At 70.1% G+C, this 18,848-nt stretch carries 11 protein-coding genes and 1 pseudogene; 6 read left to right on the plus strand and 6 right to left on the minus strand.

Features of this window, described 5'->3' with window-relative positions:
* Nucleotides 1–11 precede the first annotated feature (11 nt).
* Both OHS70_RS29540 and fxsT read left to right on the plus strand, forming a co-directional pair.
* On the plus strand, nt 12–1,349 hold the full coding sequence (locus OHS70_RS29540; protein ID WP_328402331.1) for a TIR-like protein FxsC: 1,338 nt from the start codon (nt 12–14) through the stop codon (nt 1,347–1,349).
* Nucleotides 1,333–5,271 (plus strand): FxSxx-COOH system tetratricopeptide repeat protein, encoded by a 3,939-nt coding sequence (gene fxsT, locus OHS70_RS29545; protein WP_328402333.1) that lies wholly within the window; start codon nt 1,333–1,335, stop codon nt 5,269–5,271. Before OHS70_RS29540 ends, fxsT begins: the two co-directional genes overlap by 17 nt.
* A gap of 189 nt (nt 5,272–5,460) precedes the next feature.
* Here the strand turns inward: fxsT and OHS70_RS29550 are convergent, their stop codons facing one another.
* Nucleotides 5,461–6,327, minus strand: coding sequence for an alpha/beta fold hydrolase (locus tag OHS70_RS29550; RefSeq protein WP_328402335.1), 867 nt, complete (start codon nt 6,325–6,327; stop codon nt 5,461–5,463).
* A gap of 269 nt (nt 6,328–6,596) precedes the next feature.
* On the opposite strand from OHS70_RS29550, the gene OHS70_RS29555 reads away from it, so the two are divergent.
* Nucleotides 6,597–7,682 carry a S1 family peptidase gene (locus OHS70_RS29555; protein WP_443062676.1) on the plus strand — a complete coding sequence of 362 codons (1,086 nt, stop codon included), beginning with the start codon at nt 6,597–6,599 and terminating at the stop codon, nt 7,680–7,682.
* Between the two features lie 58 nt (nt 7,683–7,740).
* Here OHS70_RS29555 and OHS70_RS29560 read toward each other — a convergent pair whose 3' ends face one another.
* Complete coding sequence (locus OHS70_RS29560; RefSeq protein WP_328406004.1) at nt 7,741–8,880, minus strand: AI-2E family transporter; 1,140 nt, start codon at nt 8,878–8,880, stop codon at nt 7,741–7,743.
* 315 nt (nt 8,881–9,195) lie between these two features.
* Between OHS70_RS29560 and OHS70_RS29565 the strand changes: the two genes are divergently transcribed.
* The 3 genes from OHS70_RS29565 to OHS70_RS29575 all read left to right on the plus strand — a co-directional run bounded on the left by OHS70_RS29565 (nt 9,196) and on the right by OHS70_RS29575 (nt 14,701).
* Nucleotides 9,196–12,645: a DNA polymerase III subunit alpha gene (locus OHS70_RS29565; protein ID WP_328402337.1), complete on the plus strand. Its 3,450-nt coding sequence runs from the start codon at nt 9,196–9,198 to the stop codon at nt 12,643–12,645.
* Nucleotides 12,642–13,625 (plus strand): DNA polymerase Y family protein, encoded by a 984-nt coding sequence (locus OHS70_RS29570; protein ID WP_328402339.1) that lies wholly within the window; start codon nt 12,642–12,644, stop codon nt 13,623–13,625. Before OHS70_RS29565 ends, OHS70_RS29570 begins: the two co-directional genes overlap by 4 nt.
* A 194-nt stretch (nt 13,626–13,819) precedes the next feature.
* A complete protein-coding gene (locus OHS70_RS29575) occupies nt 13,820–14,701 on the plus strand; it encodes an esterase/lipase family protein (protein ID WP_328402341.1) in 882 nt (293 codons plus the stop codon).
* A gap of 69 nt (nt 14,702–14,770) precedes the next feature.
* Here OHS70_RS29575 and OHS70_RS29580 read toward each other — a convergent pair whose 3' ends face one another.
* From OHS70_RS29580 to OHS70_RS29595, 4 genes and pseudogenes are all read right to left on the minus strand, one after another.
* Nucleotides 14,771–15,808 (minus strand): lytic polysaccharide monooxygenase auxiliary activity family 9 protein, encoded by a 1,038-nt coding sequence (locus OHS70_RS29580; RefSeq protein WP_328402343.1) that lies wholly within the window; start codon nt 15,806–15,808, stop codon nt 14,771–14,773.
* 627 nt (nt 15,809–16,435) lie between these two features.
* On the minus strand, nt 16,436–17,605 hold the full coding sequence (locus OHS70_RS29585; protein WP_328402345.1) for a PP2C family protein-serine/threonine phosphatase: 1,170 nt from the start codon (nt 17,603–17,605) through the stop codon (nt 16,436–16,438).
* A 244-nt stretch (nt 17,606–17,849) separates the two neighbouring features.
* Complete coding sequence (locus OHS70_RS29590; protein ID WP_328402347.1) at nt 17,850–18,125, minus strand: hypothetical protein; 276 nt, start codon at nt 18,123–18,125, stop codon at nt 17,850–17,852.
* 44 nt (nt 18,126–18,169) lie between these two features.
* Nucleotides 18,170–18,649, minus strand: a pseudogene (locus OHS70_RS29595) (transposase); the annotation flags it as partial.
* Nucleotides 18,650–18,848 lie beyond the last annotated feature (199 nt).

Genomic DNA, 18,848 nt, shown 5'->3' on the forward strand with positions numbered 1-18,848 from the left:
ACGGGGGTCGTGTGTCGGATTCAGCGCAACGGACGGCTGATCATCGGCCGTACTTCTTTTTGAGCTACGCACACACACCGCGGTACGGAGCGGGAGGCCCTGACCCCGACATGTGGGTCGAACGGCTCTTCCGCGATCTGTGCGGCCATGTGATGGCCATGACCGATCTGCCGGCCGGCGCACCCGCCGGGTTCATCGACCGGGAGATACGGTCGGGAGAGGGCTGGTCCGAGCGGCTGGGTGAAGTTCTCGCCACCTGCCGGGTCTTCGTCCCGCTCTTCTCCCCCCGCTACTTCGCCAGCGAGATGTGTGGCAAGGAGTGGTACGCCTTCGCCCAACGGGCCATCTACCACCAGGCGAAGAGCAACCGGCCCGCCGAGGCGATCGTCCCGGCGCTATGGGTGCCGATGCCTCCGGAGCAACTCCCAGGACCCGCCGAGCGGTTGCAGTTCAACCATCGCGCCTTCGGCGACCGCTATGTGACCGACGGGCTCTACGGGCTGATCAAACTCCGGATCTTCGCCGAGGAGTACGAGGCCGCCGTCTACGAACTGGCCAAACGCATCGTCAGCGTCGCGGACACCACGCGCGTGCCGTCCGGCAACCCCGTCGACTACCGCCAGGCGCCCAGCGCCTTCGGTAGACCGACCGGCGGCCCACGGCCCATGCACGTCACCGTGGCCGCACCCACCCAGCACGACCTCCCCGAAGGCCGCGCCTCCGACTACTACGGCAAACAGTCCCAGGACTGGAACCCCTACCATCCGGACTCCGCGAGACCGTTGGCGTATGTGGCCCAGGACCTGGTGCGCTCGCTGAACTACCAGGCAAGCGTCTCGTCGTTCGACCACGAGACACCCGCCGACGCCGGGCAGCCGCCCACCCGGCCCGAGATCCTGCTCGTCGACCGCTGGGCGCTGGAGGACGAGGACCGCCGCCGGCGGCTCGCGGCCTTCGACGCCGAGCCGCGGCCCTGGGTCTGCGTCGTCGTCCCGTGGAACCGGGACGACCCGCAGAGCCGGGCCTCGGAGGCCGAGCTGATCGAGAAGCTGGAGCGCACCATGCCGCACCAGATGCGCCAGGGCCGCACCGCCTGCCGTGCCGCGGCCAAGGGCGTGCTCAGCATGGAGGCGTTCGGCCAACTGCTGCCGCAGGTGGTGGAGTCGGCGGCCCAGGAGTACCTGCGGCACGCCGAGGTCTTCCCGCCCGCCCCGCCGGGCGGTGGCAGCCGCAGCGAACGGCCCCGGCTGCGCGGCCCGATGGCGGCCGAGTACAGCACCACGCACTACGTCCCGAACATGCGTGACATAGCCCCTGATGCGGAGGACACGGATGACAGCCAGTCGTGACGGGCGCATCATCACTTTCTACTCGTACAAGGGAGGCACGGGCCGCACGATGGCCCTGGCCAACGTGGCCTGGATCCTGGCCGCGAACGGCAAGCGGGTCCTCGCCGTCGACTGGGACCTGGAAGCACCCGGCCTGCACAAGTTCTTCCACCCCTTTCTCGACCCCTCCACCCTCGGTGCGACCACCGGTGTCATCGATCTGATCACCGAGTACGCCTGGGCGGCCACCAACCCGGAACCGCGCCGCGACGACTGGCATCTCGACTACGCACGCATCCAGCCGCACGCCGTCTCCCTCACACCGGAGAGCCTGGGCTGGCAATTCCCCGAGGGCGGCACACTCGACTTCGTCTCGGCCGGCAGACAGAACCGCGAATACTCCGCGACCGTGTCCACCTTCGACTGGGACAACTTCTACGACCGGCTCGGCGGCGGACACTTCTTCGACGCGCTGCGCGACGACATGAAGACCAACTACGACTACGTGCTGATCGACAGCCGCACCGGCCTCAGCGACATCGCCGACATCTGCACCGTCCACCTGCCCGACCTGCTCGTCGACTGCTTCACCCTCTCCGACCAGTCCATCGACGGCGCCGCCGCCGTCGCCCGGCAGATCGACGAACGCTACGGCGGCCGCGGAATAAGGATCTTCCCGGTGCCGTGCCGTATCGACGAGGGCGAGAAGGAGAAGGCGGATGCCGGGCGGGCTCTGGCCCGGCTCAAGTTCGACGGCATCCCGAGCGGGCTCACCGGAGACGAACTGACCGCCTACTGGGGCGCGGTGGAGATTCCGTACCGGCCGTACTACGCCTACGAGGAGACGCTCGCGACCTTCGGCGACGAAGCCGGGCTGACAAGTTCGCTGCTCTCCGCCTTCGAGCGGCTCACCGCCGTCATCACCGACCAGGAGATCACCTCCATGCCCGCGGTCGGCGACGAGGCACGGCTGCGGATCAGGGACGCGTTCACACGCCGCCGGCCCGCCCTGCCCGCCGACCTCTTCCTCAGTTACGTGGCCGAGAACCGCATGTGGGCCGACTGGGTCGAGTACGTCCTGACCCGGGCGGGCTTCCGGGTCGTGCCGCGCGATGTGTCGGCCGAGCGTGAGCGCGTCGAGGTCGACACGCAGAGCGACGAGGCTGCCACCCGTACCGTGGTGCTGCTGTCGCCCGCCTACCTCAAGTCCGCCCACGCCGTGGACGTCTTCTCCCGCGCCGCGGCCGCCGAACCGGGCGCGCGGCGTCAGCTGGTGCAGGTGCGGGTCGGCGACGTACGCATGACCAGTCCGAACATCGACCGCAACCCCGTCGACCTGTTCCGCCTCGACGAGGTGCAGGCCACCGCGTCGCTGTTGCGCTCCCTCGACCGTCCGGTGCAGCTGCCCGAGGCGGCGTCGGCCGGGCCGCGCTTCCCCGGCACCGTGCCGAAGATCTGGAACGCGCCCCCGCGCAACCCTGGATTCACCGGGCGTTCGGTGGTCCTCGAGCGGATGCGCGACCAGCTCGGCGGCGGTATGTCCGTGGCCGCGGTGCTGCCGCAGCCGCAGACTCTCTACGGACTCGGCGGCGTCGGCAAGACCCAGGTGGCGCTGGAGTACGTCCACCGGTTCATGGCCGACTACGACCTGGTCTGGTGGATCTCCGCAGAGCAGCAGGACGATGTGGTGGCCGGACTCGCCGAACTCGCCGTCCGCCTCGGCGCGCAGGGCGGCGACGACATGGCCGCCGCCTCGCAGGAAGCCATCGACCTGCTGCGGCGCGGCGTGCCGTCCCCCCGCTGGCTGCTCGTGTTCGACAACGCGGACGATCCCGAGCAGCTCAAGCAGTACTTTCCCGCGGGCGGACCGGGGCACGTCCTCGTCACCTCCCGCAACCAGACCTGGTCGCAGTACGGGGACGCCCTGCCCGTCGACGTCTTCCTGCGCGAGGAGTCCATCGAGCACATCCAGCGTCGCGCGCGAGGGCTGAGCGTCGAGGACGCGGATCAGGTCGCCACGGCCGTCGGTGACCTGCCACTCGCCGTCGAACAGGCCGCCGCCTGGATAGCCGAGACCGCGACCCCGGTCGCCGCCTATCTGGAACAGCTCAGGGAGCAGGCCACCAGCGTCCTCGCGCTCAACCAGCCCGCCGGCTACCCCGAACCGGTCGCCGCGACCTGGAACGTGTCCATCGAGCAGCTCCAGGAACGCTCACCCGCCGCCGTGCGTCTGCTGCAGCTCTGTGCCTTCTTCGCACCCGAGCCGATCTCCGCGAACCTGCTCTACAGCAAGGAGATGATCGACGAGCTGAAGCCCTACGACGCGTCGCTCCAGGAGAAGCTGGTGCTCGGTCGGGTCATCCGGGAGATCGGCCGTTTCGCCCTCGCCAAGGTCGACCAGGTCTCCAACAGCATCCAGGTGCACCGGCTGGTACAGGCGGTCATCAGAGCCCAGCTCGGCGAACAGGAGCAGATGGATGCGCGGCACGCGGTGCACCGCATCCTCGCCGGGGCGCGGCCCGACGACGACGAGCCGATCGACAACCCCGAGACCTGGCCGCGGTTCGCCACCATCTGGCCGCACCTCGGCCCGTCGGAGGCCCGGTACTGCAAGGAGCCGGAGACGCGGCGGCTGCTGATCGACCGGGTGCGCTATCTGTGGAAGCGCGGCGACTGGAACACGGCTTCCGTCCTCGCCAACGATCTGCGCGAAGCATGGCGGGACATGCTCGGCAACGACGACCTCCAGTACCTGTATCTGCGCTTCCACCTCTCCAACATCCTTCGCTCCCAAGGGCGTTACGTGGAGGCCAAGGAGCTCGACGAGGAGACCCTGGAGAGGCAGCGGAGAGTGCTCGGGGAAACCCATCCGCACACCTACATGACCACCAGCGGACTCGCGACCGACCTGGGCGCGCTCGGCGAGTACGGCACGGCGATGGAGCTGGCGACCAGGGCGCACGAGGGATTCAGCCAGATCTTCCACGAGTCCCATCCGCGGACGCTGGCCGCGGCCAACAACCTGGCCCTGAACCTGCGCATGGTCGGGCGGTACGCCGAGGCGCTCGAGCTCGACCAGAGCCTGTTCGACCGGCGCTTCGAGCTCCACGGCCCGGCACACCCGTACACCCTCTCCTGCGCGATGAATCTCGCCCGGGACATGAGGGAGCTCGGGATGTACGAGGACTCCGTTTCGCTGCTCAGCCGCACCTACGAGCGCTACAAGGAGCAGCTCGGCCGGGCCTTCCCCGGCACGCTGGCTGCCGCCAAGAGCCTGGCGGTCTCCCTGCGCAGGGCCGGCCGGCTGGAGGACGCGCGGCGGCTGACGACCGCGACCCGGATCCGCTACCGGGCCAAGTACACCTCGGCCAACCCGGACCTGCTGGCCTGCGACCTGAACCTGGCGGCCGACCTGTTCGCGGCCGGTGAGCCGGTGGCGGCGCGGGACCTGGCGCAGGAGGTCGTCGACCAGTACAGGCTGGTGCCGGGGGAGCGGCACCCGTACACCCTGGCCGCCATCAACAACCTCGGCATCTACACATGGGGCTGTGGGTCTGCGGAGTCCGCGGCGCAGCTGCTGCAGAATGTCTCCGCGGTGATGCGCCAAGTGCTCGGCGAGAATCATCCGCACGCCCTGTACTGCACCATCAACCTCGCCAACGCCCTTGCGGATCTGGGCAGTCTGGAGGAGGCACTGGAGATCGAGCAGCGGACCGTGGCCAAGCTGCGCAAGGTGCTCGGCCAGCACCACCCGGAGGTGCTCGGCATCGCCTCCAACCTGTCCGTCACGCTCGGGCTGCTGGGGCGCAAGGACGAGGCGGGGCAGCTGCGGACGGAGACGTTGAAGGAGCTGCAGCGCCAGCTCGGCGACGAGCATGCGCTGACCCGGATCGCCCGCGACGAGCGCAGGGCACACCGCGACCTGGAGCCGCTGGCGGTGTGAGGCCCGAAGGCGCGGTGCGGGGCAGTGCGTCCCGCACCGGGCTTCGGGGTGCGCGTCGGGCGGTGCGGAGGCCGACGCCGGGTTCCTGGGTCGGGGTGGTCGGGCGGCGGCATTTGCGTGGTGTGGCGGGGCCGGAGTCAGGTCCGAGGGGCGGCGCCCCGCGTCCGTCCGCGGGCCCCGGCGCCGGGGTCAGTCGTCGAGCAGCCAGGTGAGGATCCTCGGCAGCGCGTGCAGCGCGTCGAAGTGCGCGGCGGCCGGTTCGAGGACTGCCGTCACGCCCGGGATGCGCTGCGCCAGCCAGCGGGAGTGGCCGACCGGCGCGAAGACGTCCTTCTCACCGTGCCACAGCATCACCGGACCCTTGATGTCCGCGGGATCGAAGCCCCATGGGCTGAGGAAGGCCAGTGCGTCGTCGATCCAGCCGTACGCCGAAGTGCGCAACGCTTCCCGGTAGTTGCGCAGCAGCATGGATCTGACGCCCGCGTCCGCGACCACCATGCGGTCCGAGTCCGTCAGCTCCCGGCGCAGATCGTCGAGGAGCTTGACCGGATCCTTCCTGATCTCGGCAGAGCGTGTGATGAACCGTTCGACGAGATCGGCCGGGTCGGCCAACGCCGTTCTGTACTCCTGCACATTGGACGCGGCCATGCCCTCGAACCAGTCGAGTCCGTCCGCGTCCTTGGGGGCCAGCGTCACTAACGCGGCGGTCCGGGTGACCCGTTCGGGCATCAGAGCCGCGCAGGCCAGCGCATGCGGGGCGCCGCCGGAGCGGCCCACCACGGCGAAGCGCTCCAGGCCGAGTGCGTCGGCGATCGCCCGTACGTCTTCGGCCACATCGGCGATGCTGCGGCCTGCCAGCCGGTCCGAACCGCCGTAGCCGGGGCGGTCGTACGCGATCAGCTGTGTGCCGCGCTGGTACAGCACCATGCCGCGCGGCGCCGGGCCCAGTCTGCTGCCGGGCGTGCCGTGCAGCAGGAAGACCGGCCTGCCGCGCGGATCGCCCAGTCGCTCCACCATCAGATGCCGCCCGTCCGCCGCGTGCACCCGACGTCGCACCCGAACGCCCCCCTTCGGCCGTACCTGCCCTATGCAGACATCATGAGCCTGAAATTCCCCGCACGTCCGGTGATTACCCATCAGGACGCAGACGTGCCGCTGCAATCCGGCCTCCTGTGAAGAGTCTGTGAACGCAACCGTGGTGTCGTGTGCCCGTCCCGCGGTCGACCTTGTGTGCGAGTGCGACGCGTCGGAATAGTGGGCGGCCGATCCTCCGTGTCCGGCCACCCCCACGTGCGCCGGGCGCGGCCCCCACAGGAGGTCAAACGTTGAAGCACCGACGCATACCCAAGCGGAAGGCAGCGATCGCCGGTGGCGCGATCGTCGCCCTGGTCGCCGCCGGCCTCACGTTCCAGAGTGCGAACGCCAGTGACAACACCGAGCAGTTCAGCGTCAAGTCGCTGACGGCGCCGGCTGCCGGGAATCTCGCCGTCACGCTGAAGGCGGACCTGGGAGCCGACGAGGCAGGCGCGTACTACGACACCAAGGCCAAGGCCCTCGTCGTCAACGTGGTGGACGAGGCGGCCGCGCAGACCGTTCGCGAGGCGGGCGGCAAGGCCAGAATCGTCGAGAACACCCTTGCCGAGCTGACCGGCGCCCGGCAGACCCTGACCGACAAGGCGTCCATTCCCGGCACCTCGTGGGCCACCGACCCGGTCACCAACAAGGTGGTCGTCACGGCCGACCGCACGGTCTCCGGCGCGGAGTGGACCAAGCTGCAGCAGGTCGTGAAGGGCCTCGGCGGCAAGGCCGAGCTCAAGAAGACCACAGGTGAGTTCAAGCCGTTCATCGCGGGCGGCGACGCGATCCACTCCGGCGGCGGACGCTGCTCGCTGGGCTTCAACGTGGTCAAGGACGGCGAACCGCACTTCATCACCGCCGGCCACTGCGGCCAGTCCGGCAGCGAGTGGTCCGAGTCCGCGGACGGCGCGCCGATCGGCACGATGGTCGACTCGCAGTTCCCGGGCAACGACTTCGCGCTGGTCAAGTACAGCGGCAGCACCGAGCACCCGAGCGAGGTCGACCTCTACAACGGCAGCGCGCAGGCCATCACCCAGGCGGGCGAGGCGACCGTCGGTATGCAGGTGCAGCGCAGCGGCTCCACCACCCAGGTCCACGACGGCGAGGTCACGGGGCTCGACGCCACCGTGAACTACGGCAACGGCGACATCGTGGAAGGCCTCATCCAGACCAACGTCTGCGCCGAGCCGGGCGACAGCGGCGGCTCCCTCTTCGCCGGCGACGCCGCGATCGGGCTCACCTCGGGCGGCAGCGGTGACTGCACCTCGGGCGGCGAGACCTTCTTCCAGCCGGTGACCGAGGCGCTGAGCGTCTTCGGCGCCGAGATCGGCTGACATACCCCACCGTGGGCCGAGGGCCCGGGTCTCCCGTCACGGGCGGCCCGGGCCCTGCTCATGCCCGGCCCTCGGGACCTGTCTCCCGGCCCGGCTCATCCGGCCGTCGCAGCGCCAGGTGGGCCGCCCAGATGACCGACACCAGCGGGACGGCCACCACCGCGCCCACCACCCCCGCCGCGATGGCTCCGCCGATCACCGTGAGCGCGACCACCACCGGGTGCAGCCGGACCGCCCAGCTCATCACGAGCGGGTGCAGCAGATGCCCCTCGATCTGGCCGATGATCACGATCAGTGCGACGACGACGGCCGCGATCACCGGCCCCTTGGACGCCAGCGCCACCACCGCCGCGACGGCCAGTGCGATGGGCGAGCCGATCAGCGGAACGAAGGCGGCGAAGAACTCGAGCAGTGCGAGGGGCACGGCGAGCGGCACACCGAGTGCGTAGAGGGCGACGCCGACAAGGACGGCGTTGGTGGCGGCCACCAGCACGATCCCCCGGGTGTACCCGGTGAAGGTCCGCCAGCCCGCCCGTCCGGCAAGCACCACGCGGCTCCTGAGCCGCGCCGACAGCCGGCCGCAGAACCAGCTCCACTGCCGGTCGCCCGAGTGCAGGAAGAACACCGAGCAGAACAGTGCCAGCGCGAGCACCGTCAGCACCTGCACCAGCCGCCCGGCGCCGCTGAGCGCCGTGCTGATCAGAGTGGAACGGTGGCTGGACAGGAACTGCCCGATCCGGGACCGGACATCGGTGAGGGTGTCGGGGTTGAGCCGGAACGGCGGCTCCTCCAGCCATCGTTCGATTCTGCCGAGGCCCGCCCCGAACTCCCGCTGGAGCGTGGCGCGCTCCCCGGCGACCACCTCGCCGATCAGCGCGAGGGTGCCGAAGACGACGATCATGCTGCCGATCAGGGTGATGGCAACGGCGAGCGCCCGTGGAAGCCTGCGGGCCAGCAGATCGGTCACCGGCCGGAGCAGCGCGGTGGCGACCAGTCCGAGAAAGACGGCCACGGCGATCTCGTGGAAGCGCCCCAGCAGCGAGAAGACGGCGTACACGGCGGCGCCCACCACCAGGAGCCGCCAGGCGTACGCTGCGGCGGTCCCAAGGAGCGGGGGGACGCGTGGCCCGGCGCCCGGCTCCGTGCCGGCGGGCCCCGTACCGGCGCGGGGAGCCGGGCCGGACGGGCGGTGGGCCATGCGGCGTGCCGTACGGATACGCAGCCGCCGCGCCTGGGACGGGCCACCGGTGTGGGGCTCCCCGGCGGGCCTGTCGCCGCCCGCCGGGCCGGGGCTTGTCTGTGCCATGGCCCAACGCTCGGCGGCACTCGGTGTTCGTGCAGGTGGGACGGGGCCGAATGGCGGATGGGCCGCAGGCCCGGGGCGGGCCGCGGACCTGGCGGACAGGGGCCGCGGGCCTGGCGGGACGCTTCCCTCAGGTGTCGCACGAATGTTCGAAACTTGGTCTATGGTGGAGACAGGGGGAGGTGAAACGGTCTGATCCAGGAGGTGCGGGTGCCCGGGTTCACGCATCTGCACACCGTGTCCGGGTTCTCCCTGCGGTACGGGGCGTCCCACCCGGAACGGCTTGCCGAGCGCGCCGCCGAGCGGGGTATGGACGCCCTCGCGCTGACCGACCGCGACACCCTCGCGGGCGCGGTCCGCTTCGCCAAGGCCTGCGCCAGGGAGGGCATCGGGGTACGGCCGCTGTTCGGGGTGGACCTCGCGGTGGCGGAGCGTACGCACCGGGAGGGGCCCGCCGAGCGGCGGCGCACCCCGGTGCGCGGCGGGGCGTTCATCGACGAATCCGCGCCTCGTACCGTCTTTCTCGCCCGCTCCCGCCAGGGCTGGGCCGAGCTGTGCCGGATGATCACCGCCGCCCATGCCGCGGACGACGGCAGCCCGCTGCTGCCCTGGTCCGACAACCACGGCGACGGACTGACCGTGCTGCTCGGCCCGTCGTCCGAGGTCGGCCGGGCGCTGACCGCGGGCCGGCCCGACCGTGCGGCGAAGCTGCTCGCGCCGTGGCGGGAGAGGTACGGCGACCGGCTGTGCCTGGAGGTCGTGCACCACGGCCGCGAGGGCACCGGCCCCGGCTCGCTGAGGCATGCCGCCCGTACCCTCGGCCTCGCCGCAGAGCAGGGTGTACGGGCCGTGCTGACCAACGCCGTCCGGTACGCCGACGCCGGGCAGGGCCCGGTCGCCGATGTCCTCGACGCGGCCCGCCGGCTCGTCCCCGTCGACCCGCGCAAGGGGCTCGACAGCGGCGAGCGCTGGCTCAAGGACCCGGCCGCGATGGCTCATCTCGCCGACCGGGTCGCCCAGGCCGCGGGCCTGCGGCGAGACACCGCGCACCGGCTGCTCACCATGACGGAGGAGACCGCCGCCGCATGTCTGGTCGACCCCGAGGACGACCTCGGGATCGGCGCCGTCCACTTCCCGGAGCCGTACCTCGTCGGCGCGGAGCACCGCAGTGCCCAGCGGGTGCTGGCCTCCCGGGCCGCCGCCGGAATGGTGCTGCGTGGTTACGACGGCCGGCGCGCCTACTGGGAGCGGATGCACCACGAGCTGGACATCATCGCCCACCACGGCTTCGCCTCCTACTTCCTGACGGTCGCCCAAGTCGTCGACGACACCCGGAAGATGGGCATCCGGGTCGCGGCGCGTGGCTCCGGGGCGGGGTCCCTGGTCAACCATCTCCTCGGTATCGCTCATGCCGATCCGGTCGAGCACGGGCTGCTGATGGAACGCTTCCTGTCCAAGCGGCGGCACGTACTGCCCGACATCGACATCGATGTGGAGTCCGCCCGCCGGATCGAGGTCTACCGCGCGATCATCGGCCGGTTCGGCGAGGAGCGGGTGGCGACCGTCGCCATGCCGGAGACCTACCGGGTGCGCCATGCGGTACGGGACGTGGGCGCGGCGCTGTCCATGGACCCCGCCGACATCGACCGGATCGCCAAGTCCTTCCCGCACATCAGGGCCCGTGACGCCCGCGCCGCGCTGGAGGAGCTGCCGGAACTGCGGGATGTGGCAAAGGAGCTGAAGGGTCACGGGAGGCTGTGGGATCTGGTCGAGTCGCTGGACGCACTGCCCCGCGGCGTCGCCATGCACCCGTGCGGAGTGCTGCTCTCCGACGCCTCGCTGCTCGCCCGTACCCCGGTGGTGCCCACCAGCGGCGAGAGCCTGCCCATGTCGCAGTTCGACAAGGACGACGTGGAGGAGCTCGGGCTGCTCAAACTGGACGTCCTGGGGGTGCGGATGCAGTCGGCGATGGCGCATGCGGTCGCCGAGGTGCGGCGGGCGACGGGCCGGGAGGTGGACCTCGACGACCCCGCTCAGGTACCGCCGGGCGACCCGGACACGTACGCGCTCATCAAGTCGACCGAGACGCTGGGCTGTTTCCAGATCGAGTCGCCGGGCCAGCGGGATCTGGTCGGACGCCTGCAGCCGGAGACCTTCCACGATCTGGTCGTCGACATCTCGCTGTTCCGGCCGGGGCCGGTCGCGGCCGACATGGTGCGCCCCTTCATCGAGGCCCGGCACGGGCGTGCGCCGATCCGCTTTCCGCACCCGGATCTGGAGGGACCGCTGAAGGAGACGTACGGGGTGGTCGTCTTCCACGAGCAGATCATCGAGATGGTGAACCTCATGACCGGCTGCGGCCGGGACGAGGCCGACCGGGTGCGGCGCGGACTCTCCGACTCCGAGTCGCAGGGGAAGATCAAGGTCTGGTTCGCGCAGCATGCGGAGGCGAGGGGGTACACGCCCGAAGTGATCGCCCGCACCTGGGAGATCATCGCGGCCTTCGGGTCGTACGGCTTCTGCAAGGCGCACGCGGTCGCCTTCGCCGTGCCGACCTATCAGTCGGCGTGGCTCAAGGCGCACCACCCGGCGGCCTTCTACGCAGGACTGCTCACCCACGACCCCGGGATGTATCCCAAGCGACTGCTGCTGGCGGACGCGCGGCGGCGCGGGGTTCCGGTGCTGCCGCTGGATGTGAACCGGTCGGCGGTCGCCCATCGAATCGAACTGGTGTCTGATGGTGGCCGGGATGTCTGGGGGCTGCGGCTCGCGCTCGCGGACGTCCATGGCATCAGCGAGGCCGAGGCGGCGCGGATCGAGGCCGGGCAGCCCTACTCCTCGCTGCGGGACTTCTGGGAGCGGGCTCACCCCGGCCGGCCCGTCGCCGAACGGCTCGCCCAGGTCGGCGCGCTCGACGCCTTCGGCGCGAACCGCCGCGATCTGATGCTGCACCTGACCGAACTCCACCGCGGCCGGCGGAGTCCGGGCGCGTACGGAAGCCAGCTCCCTCTGGGCGACGGGCGGAAAACGGCTCCGGTCGGACTGCCCGACCTGGGGGACACGGAACGCCTCAGCGCCGAGCTGGGCGTCCTCGGCATGGACGCCTCCCGTCATCTGATGGGGGATCACCACGCTTTCCTGGCCGAGCTGGGAGTGGTCTGCGCCCAGCGGCTGCGCGCGGCCCCGCACGGGCAGACGGTGCTGGTCGCGGGCGCGAAGGCAGCCACCCAGACACCGCCGATCCGGTCCGGCAGGCGGGTCATCTTCACCACCCTCGACGACGGCACCGGACTGGTCGACCTGGCCTTCTTCGACGACAGCCACGCCGCGTGCGCCCACACCGTCTTCCACTCCTGGCTGCTGCTGGTACGCGGGGTGGTGCAGCGGCGCGGACCGCGCAGCCTCAGCGTGGTCGGTGCGGCGGCCTGGAACCTGGCGGAGCTGGTGGAGCTGCGGCGTACGGGCGGACTCGACGCGGTCGCGGCCCGGCTGGCGGCCCCGGCGGCGGAACCGGAGCCGGAGGCATCGTCCGACAGCGGCCGCCGTATCGAACTGCCCACGGGCTACCGGCTCAACCCCTGGGCGGATCTGCAGCCGCCGGGTGAAAAGGCCGCCACCGGAAGGAAGTTGTGGCACCAGAGTCCAGGGAGCGCCGGATGATCCTCTGCGTACGCTTTCTGCTTCCGCCGTCCGGGTCCGCGGCAGACGGGGCCGAGACGCTGCTGCCCGCGCTGCTCGGTCTTGCCGAGGGCATCAGCCCCGTCGTGCAGGCGCTGCCGCCCGACGCCGCGCTCATCGACGTCCGGGGCGCCGAACGGTACTTCGGGCGGGACGCCGCCCAACTCGCCTCGCTGCTGCGGGTGCGGGCGCTCGCGCACTGCGGCGTGGACTGTGTGGTCGGGGCCGGTCCGGGGCCGATGCTGGCCAGGATGGCGGCCCAGGTCGCCGAGCCCGGTACGACCATGGTGGTGACGGAGGACGAGGCCGTCGGATTCCTGGCCGACAAGCCGGTCGCCGCGCTGGACGGGGTGGGCCGGGCGACGGCCCGCACCCTGTGCGACTACGGTCTCGACTCCGCCGGCCGGGTGGCTGCCGCGCCGCTCGCCGTGCTCCAGCGGATCATCGGCGCGCGGGCCGGGCGCGAGGTGTGGGAGCGGGCTCGCGGCATCGACCGTACGACGGTCGCCCCGAACGCCGTCTCTGCCTCGATCGCCGCCCAACGGGCATTCCCTCACGACGAGTTGGACCAGGTGCACCATCGCAGGGCACTGCTCTCGATCGCCGGGGAGCTGGGCGCCCGGATGCGTGGCGAGCGCCAGGTGTGCCGGTCGCTGACCCTCACCGTGCGCTACGCCGACCGGTCCACGACCATCCGCACCCGTGCACTGCGCGAGCCGACCGCCCACTCCGTGGCGCTCACCGACGCGGCGTACGCGCTCCATGAGTCGCTGGGTCTGCAGCGGGCCCGGGTGCGGAGCCTCGCGCTGCGCGCCGAAGGGCTGACGCCCGCCGAACAGGCCGCCCGGCAGCTGACGTTCGACCCGGCGGACGAGCGGGCGCGCCGGATCGAGGCGGTGGCGGACCGGGCGCGGGCGCGGTTCGGGCCGCGGGTGATCGTGCCGGGATCGCTCGCGGCGTAAGGAGCGGGGAAGCGGGTCCCCGTCCGGAAGCCCGGCATCAGGAGATGTCCTTGTTGCTATTGACGAAAAGTCAATTCTTTACCGACGCGTAACTTCCCAAGGCAGGTTACTCGACCGTAGGTTGTCGTGAGCACAGCAAATCTATGTGCGAATCCAGCCATCGCAACTCCCTTGAGCCGCAAGGAGACCGATCGATGCTGCCCTGGAAACGTGCGCTCCGGCCTTTGTCAGCCCTGCTGCTGGCCGTAGCCCTCGCTGTCACCCCGGCCGCCACCGCCACCGCGACCACCACCGCCGCTTCCACCGCTGCCGCCCCCAGCAGTGGCTGGAACGACTACTCCTGCAAGCCCTCCACCGCCCACCCGCGCCCCGTGGTTCTTGTACACGGAACGCTCGGGAACTCCATCGACAACTGGCTCGTACTCGCCCCGTATCTGGTGAAGCGCGGCTATTGCGTCTTCTCTCTCGACTACGGACAGCTCCCCAACGTGCCCTTCTTCCACGGCCTCGGCCCTATCGACAAGTCGGCAGAACAGCTCAAAGCGTTCGTCGACAAGGTGCTCGCCTCGACCGGCGCGGCCAAGACCGACATAGTCGGCCACTCCCAGGGCGGCATGATGCCGCGCTACTACCTCAAGTTCCTGGGTGGCGCGTCCAAGGTGAACGCCCTGGTCGGCCTCGCGCCGAACAACCACGGCACCACGCTCAACGGGTTCACCGAGCTGCTGCCGTACTTCCCCGGTGCGGAGGACCTGATCAGCACCCACACCCCCGGACTCGCCGATCAGATGTCCGGCTCCGCCTTCATGACCAGACTCAACGAAGGCGGCGACACCGTGCCCGGCGTGCGCTACACCGTCATCGCCACCCGCTACGACGAGGTGGTCACACCGTTCCGCTCGCAGTATCTGAACGGGGCGAACGTGCGCAACGTCCTGCTCCAGGACCTGTGCCCGATCGACCTGTCCGAGCACCTGGCCATCGGCGTCTTCGACCTGATCGCCTACCACGAGGTGGCCAACGCCCTTGACCCGGCGAACGCCAAGCGCACCACGTGCGCATCCGTCTTCGGCTGACGGGTGACAGACGGGACTGCCGTCCGCTCCCCCCGGAGCGGACGGCAGTCCCTTGTGCGGCGTGCGACCTCAGCGGGCGTGCCGCCCGCCGCTCGCCGATACGGCCCTGCGACGGGCCGTGCCGAACAGCGCCGCAGCTCCGAGCGCCAGCGCGGCCGCGCCGCCGACCGCGAGGTACGGCGTACTGCTGTCGCCGCCCGTCTCGGCGAGGTTGTCGCTGCCCGCCGCGGGAGCGGAGCCGGCCCCGGCGCCATCGGCCTCGGCGGGCTCGGCGGCGGCGTTCGCCTCGGGCGCGTTGCCGCCGCCCTCGCCGCTCTGCGCCGCGTCGTCCTTGCCGCTGCCTGCGCCGCTGCTGTCGTCGGGACCGTCGCCACCGTGGCCCTCGTGGTCGACCGTGGACTGCTCGGCGCCCTCCTCGATCTCCTCCTCGGTGGGCGCGGAGGCGGTCGGCGCGGGCGCGCCACCCCCGTTGTCCTTGCCGAACACCACGTCGGAGCAGGTGTAGAAGGCCTCGGGCGAGTCCGAACGCTGCCAGATGGAGTAGATGAGATGACGGCCGGACTTCTTGGGCACGATGCCGTTGAAGACGTAGGCCCCGTTCTCCAGCTTGGGGTCCGTCACCTTGGCGAACGGCTTCTCTTCCAGATCCGACCACGTCAGCGGCTTGGCCGGGTCGTAGCCGTCCTTGGTCAGGTACAGCTCGAAGGACCCCTTGTGAGGTGCGGTCGCCTTGTACGTGAAAGTACGGTTGCCGGCGCTCATCGGCGAGGACGGCCAGTCGGCGCGCGGCAGATCGAGCCCCTTGTACTTGTCCCGCCCGGCGCTGCACAGCTTGCCGTCCGGGATCAACTGCTCGTGATTTCCTGCGGCGTTGGCGATGTTGACTTCGTTCCAGTCGTAGAAGGCCTGCGTACCGCTGGCCGCGATCGCCGCCTTGCACGCCGCCGACGTCGGGTTCTCCGGCCCCTCGGCGAAGCAGGCGGACACCCGGCTGACCGGGTCCGTCATCGAACCGTGTGCGGACGCGGGCGCGGTGGCCAGCCCGGCCAGCGCGAGCGGCGCGAGTCCGAGTGCGGCGACCGTGAAGGCCTTACGGCGAGCGGTCATGGTGACGTTCTCCTTCAAAGCGGCAGAGAGGGGGAGAGGGGCCCGGTTCGAGGCGGGCGGCGCGACCCTCCCCATGACTGCTGCGCCGACTGTTCGAACCGGCCCCGGCGAGCAGCAAGCTAGCCGCTCGGGACGGCGAAATCGCCTGCTGAGAGGGGGGATGGCGATCCTTATGGTCCCTTTAAGGAGGCGGTAAGGAGGGGCTCAGGAACACTGCGCAGCGCACACGCCCGACCACGCATTTCGCCGCAGCAGCGTCCGTGGTCGTCCATGGGGAGTCACCTCGTGTCGTCAGGGGTGGCTCCCCATGTGGCTCCCCAGTGGCGTGCGGCCCATCGATGCGAACTGCCGGCGGGCGGTCGCTGGGGTCTGTTGGGCTGGCCGCCTAGGGTCCGCGCGCGTGTTGCTGGTCGGCTGCGGCCAGTGTGGTTGCTGGACTCCGACCCTGAACAGCAAGACTGCTGACCACCGCTTTACAAGTTCGCTCGGGTGTCCGGGCGCACGTGCCGACCGGTGGCGACGCTGTCCTGGCGGTCCTCCGGGGACTGCTGACATCCGCTGCTGTTGATGTCAGCAGTGGATGTCGGACTTGCAGACTGCGGTAGGTGCCGGGATAGAGACATGCACCTAGTCCTGGGTGCCTCGCCAGTCCAGGCAGACCACGGTGGCGTCGTCGTGCAGGACACCTTGCTGGGCATGCAGAACGGCCTGGGTAAGCCCGTGAACGGTCTCGCGAGGATGCCAATCGCGGGTGGCCTTGATCAGGGTGGGAAGCTCTTCGGCGGCGGCGTTGCGCTCGAGCATGCCATCGGTGACCAGGATGAGGCGGTCACCTGGTTGCAACTGGAGAGATTGGACGCGGTGCGGGTGCGGCAGGGGGGCGCCGAAGGGCGGATCGATCTCGGGGGTGATGTGATCGAGGCGTCCCCCGCGCAGGCGCCAGGGCCAGGGGTGGCCGGCGTTGACGAAGCCGGCGCTTCCCGTCTGCAGGTCGATGCGCAAGAGCTGGCCGGTGACCAATGGGCCGAGGAGTCCGTGGTCGAGCAGGGCCTGATGGGCCTGCCGGGCCTGTTCGGCCAGGTCGGCTCCACGGCGCCGGGCACAGCGCAGAGCGCCGACAAGCAGGGTGGCCATGAGGGCGGCACGGATGTTGTGGCCCATGGCGTCGGTGATGGACACATGAAGGGTGTGTCGGTCGAGGGAGTGATCGAAGGTGTCGCCAGCGATCGTTTCGGCGGGGATCAGCTCCCCGGAGACCGTGAACTGCGGTGCTTCGCAGGTGAGGCTGTCGGGCAGGAGAGTGTTCTGAATCTCGGCGGCCAGGTTCACCGGGAGGGTGCGGCGGCCCCACTGGTACAGGTCGGTGAAACGGCGGTTGGCGATGAGGATGTAGGCCAGAGCATGGGCCGCTTCGGCGATTGTCTGCACAGTTGCGGATTCGGGAGCTGCAGGGAGGAAGACTTCAAGAAGCCCGATGGCATCCCCGCGGTTGGTCACTGGGGCCACGATCTGGACCTGCCTGTCGGTCTCCGGGGCTGGGCGGACAGACACCCGCTGGTCGCGCAGTACCTGTTCATAGATGGTGCCGGGCAACTTGATGTGCTCCCGTTCCTCGCCGGCGTCGGTGTTGGTCAGACGCACGACGGCGTTGCCGGTGAAGTCAGTGATCAGAAAGGACACGGATAGGGCGTCCAGGCTCCTCGCCAACTTGAAGGCGACCGCCTCAGCCGACTCGACAGGCATCCTTGCCTCTGCCGCAGCAAGCAGTCCGGCCAGCCCTGCAGAACCCTCGACCATGTCCGGCTCCTCTCGGTGGACCCGCCCAAAGACCACTCGCGCAGCGTGTGCACTCCCCGGGCTACGCCCGTCATCCGACGCAACACAGCGTCATCCCGCCAGACGGCCCAAACCCCCATTACGCCACCAGCGGCATGTCACACACCGTCCGCCGCACAGCTCGGGGGTGACGCGCGCGGGTAGCAGCAGGTCGGTGGAGTCTTAATGGCCGAGTCAAGGGGAGCTGCGGGCGGCTCTCATGCTGTCAGAGCTCTTCGCTGGCGGCCTCGAGGCCGTCCATGACCTGGTTGTGGAACTCGCGCTCCCCCTGGCGGCAGGGGGCGGCGAAGAACATGTGTCCAGCCTCGGCAAGTCCGCAGTTCAAGAGGCCCATGGTGACGAACACGGCATCGGCCCCGTGGCAGTCGTGGTCCTTCAACCACTGCTGCAGTGTGTCGGCGTCGTGCGTTGCCTCCCAGACCGGTCGGGCCGATTCGATCATGGCTGCGATGCGGGCTGATCGTTCTGGTCCAATGCTCACTGGCTGTGCCTCCTGGTCCGACCGCAGCTTACTGAGGCCCCTTGTCAGGCTAGGCGGATGGTTGGTGGCTGCGTGGAGAAAAGCCTTCCGTCCCGGAGCAGAGCCCATAGAACGTTGACGCGCCGGCGGGCGAGGGCGATCACGGCTTGGACGTGCTTGCAGCCCTCGCCTCGCTTCTTCAAGTAGTAGTCCCGGTTGGGGCCTTCGCGGATGATGCTGGTCTGGGCGGACAGGTAGAAGACACGGCGCAGACGTCGGCTGTAGCGCTTGGGGCGGTGGAGGTTGCCGGTGCGTCGACCTGAGTCCCTGGGAACCGGCACAAGGCCGGCGGCGGATGCGAGGTGGCCGGCGTCGGGGTAGGCGGCCAGGTCGCCCGCGGCGACGATGAACTCGGCACCCAGAATCGGACCCATGCCCGGCAGGGACTCAATGATGTTGGCCTGCGGGTGGGTGCGGAAGGTCTGCCGGATCTGCTGGTCGATGTGCTTGAGCCGGTCGTCTGGTCCCTTTAAGGAGGCGGTAAGGAGGGGCTGAGGAACACTGCGGAGCGCAAGCGCGTGACCACGTGGTTCGGGGCTCCATCGTCCGTGGCCGTCCATGGGGAGCCGGCTCGTGTCGCCCCGGTCGGCTCCCCACTCGCAGGATCAACAGCGCTGTCTGCCGCAGATCAGAAGCTGCGGAGACTGCTGACGCCGCCGCGTCGGTCGACCAGGTTCTGTCCTT

It is taken from the genome of Streptomyces sp. NBC_00390, from assembly GCF_036057275.1.
In the GTDB taxonomy this organism is placed as follows: Bacteria; Actinomycetota; Actinomycetes; order Streptomycetales; family Streptomycetaceae; genus Streptomyces.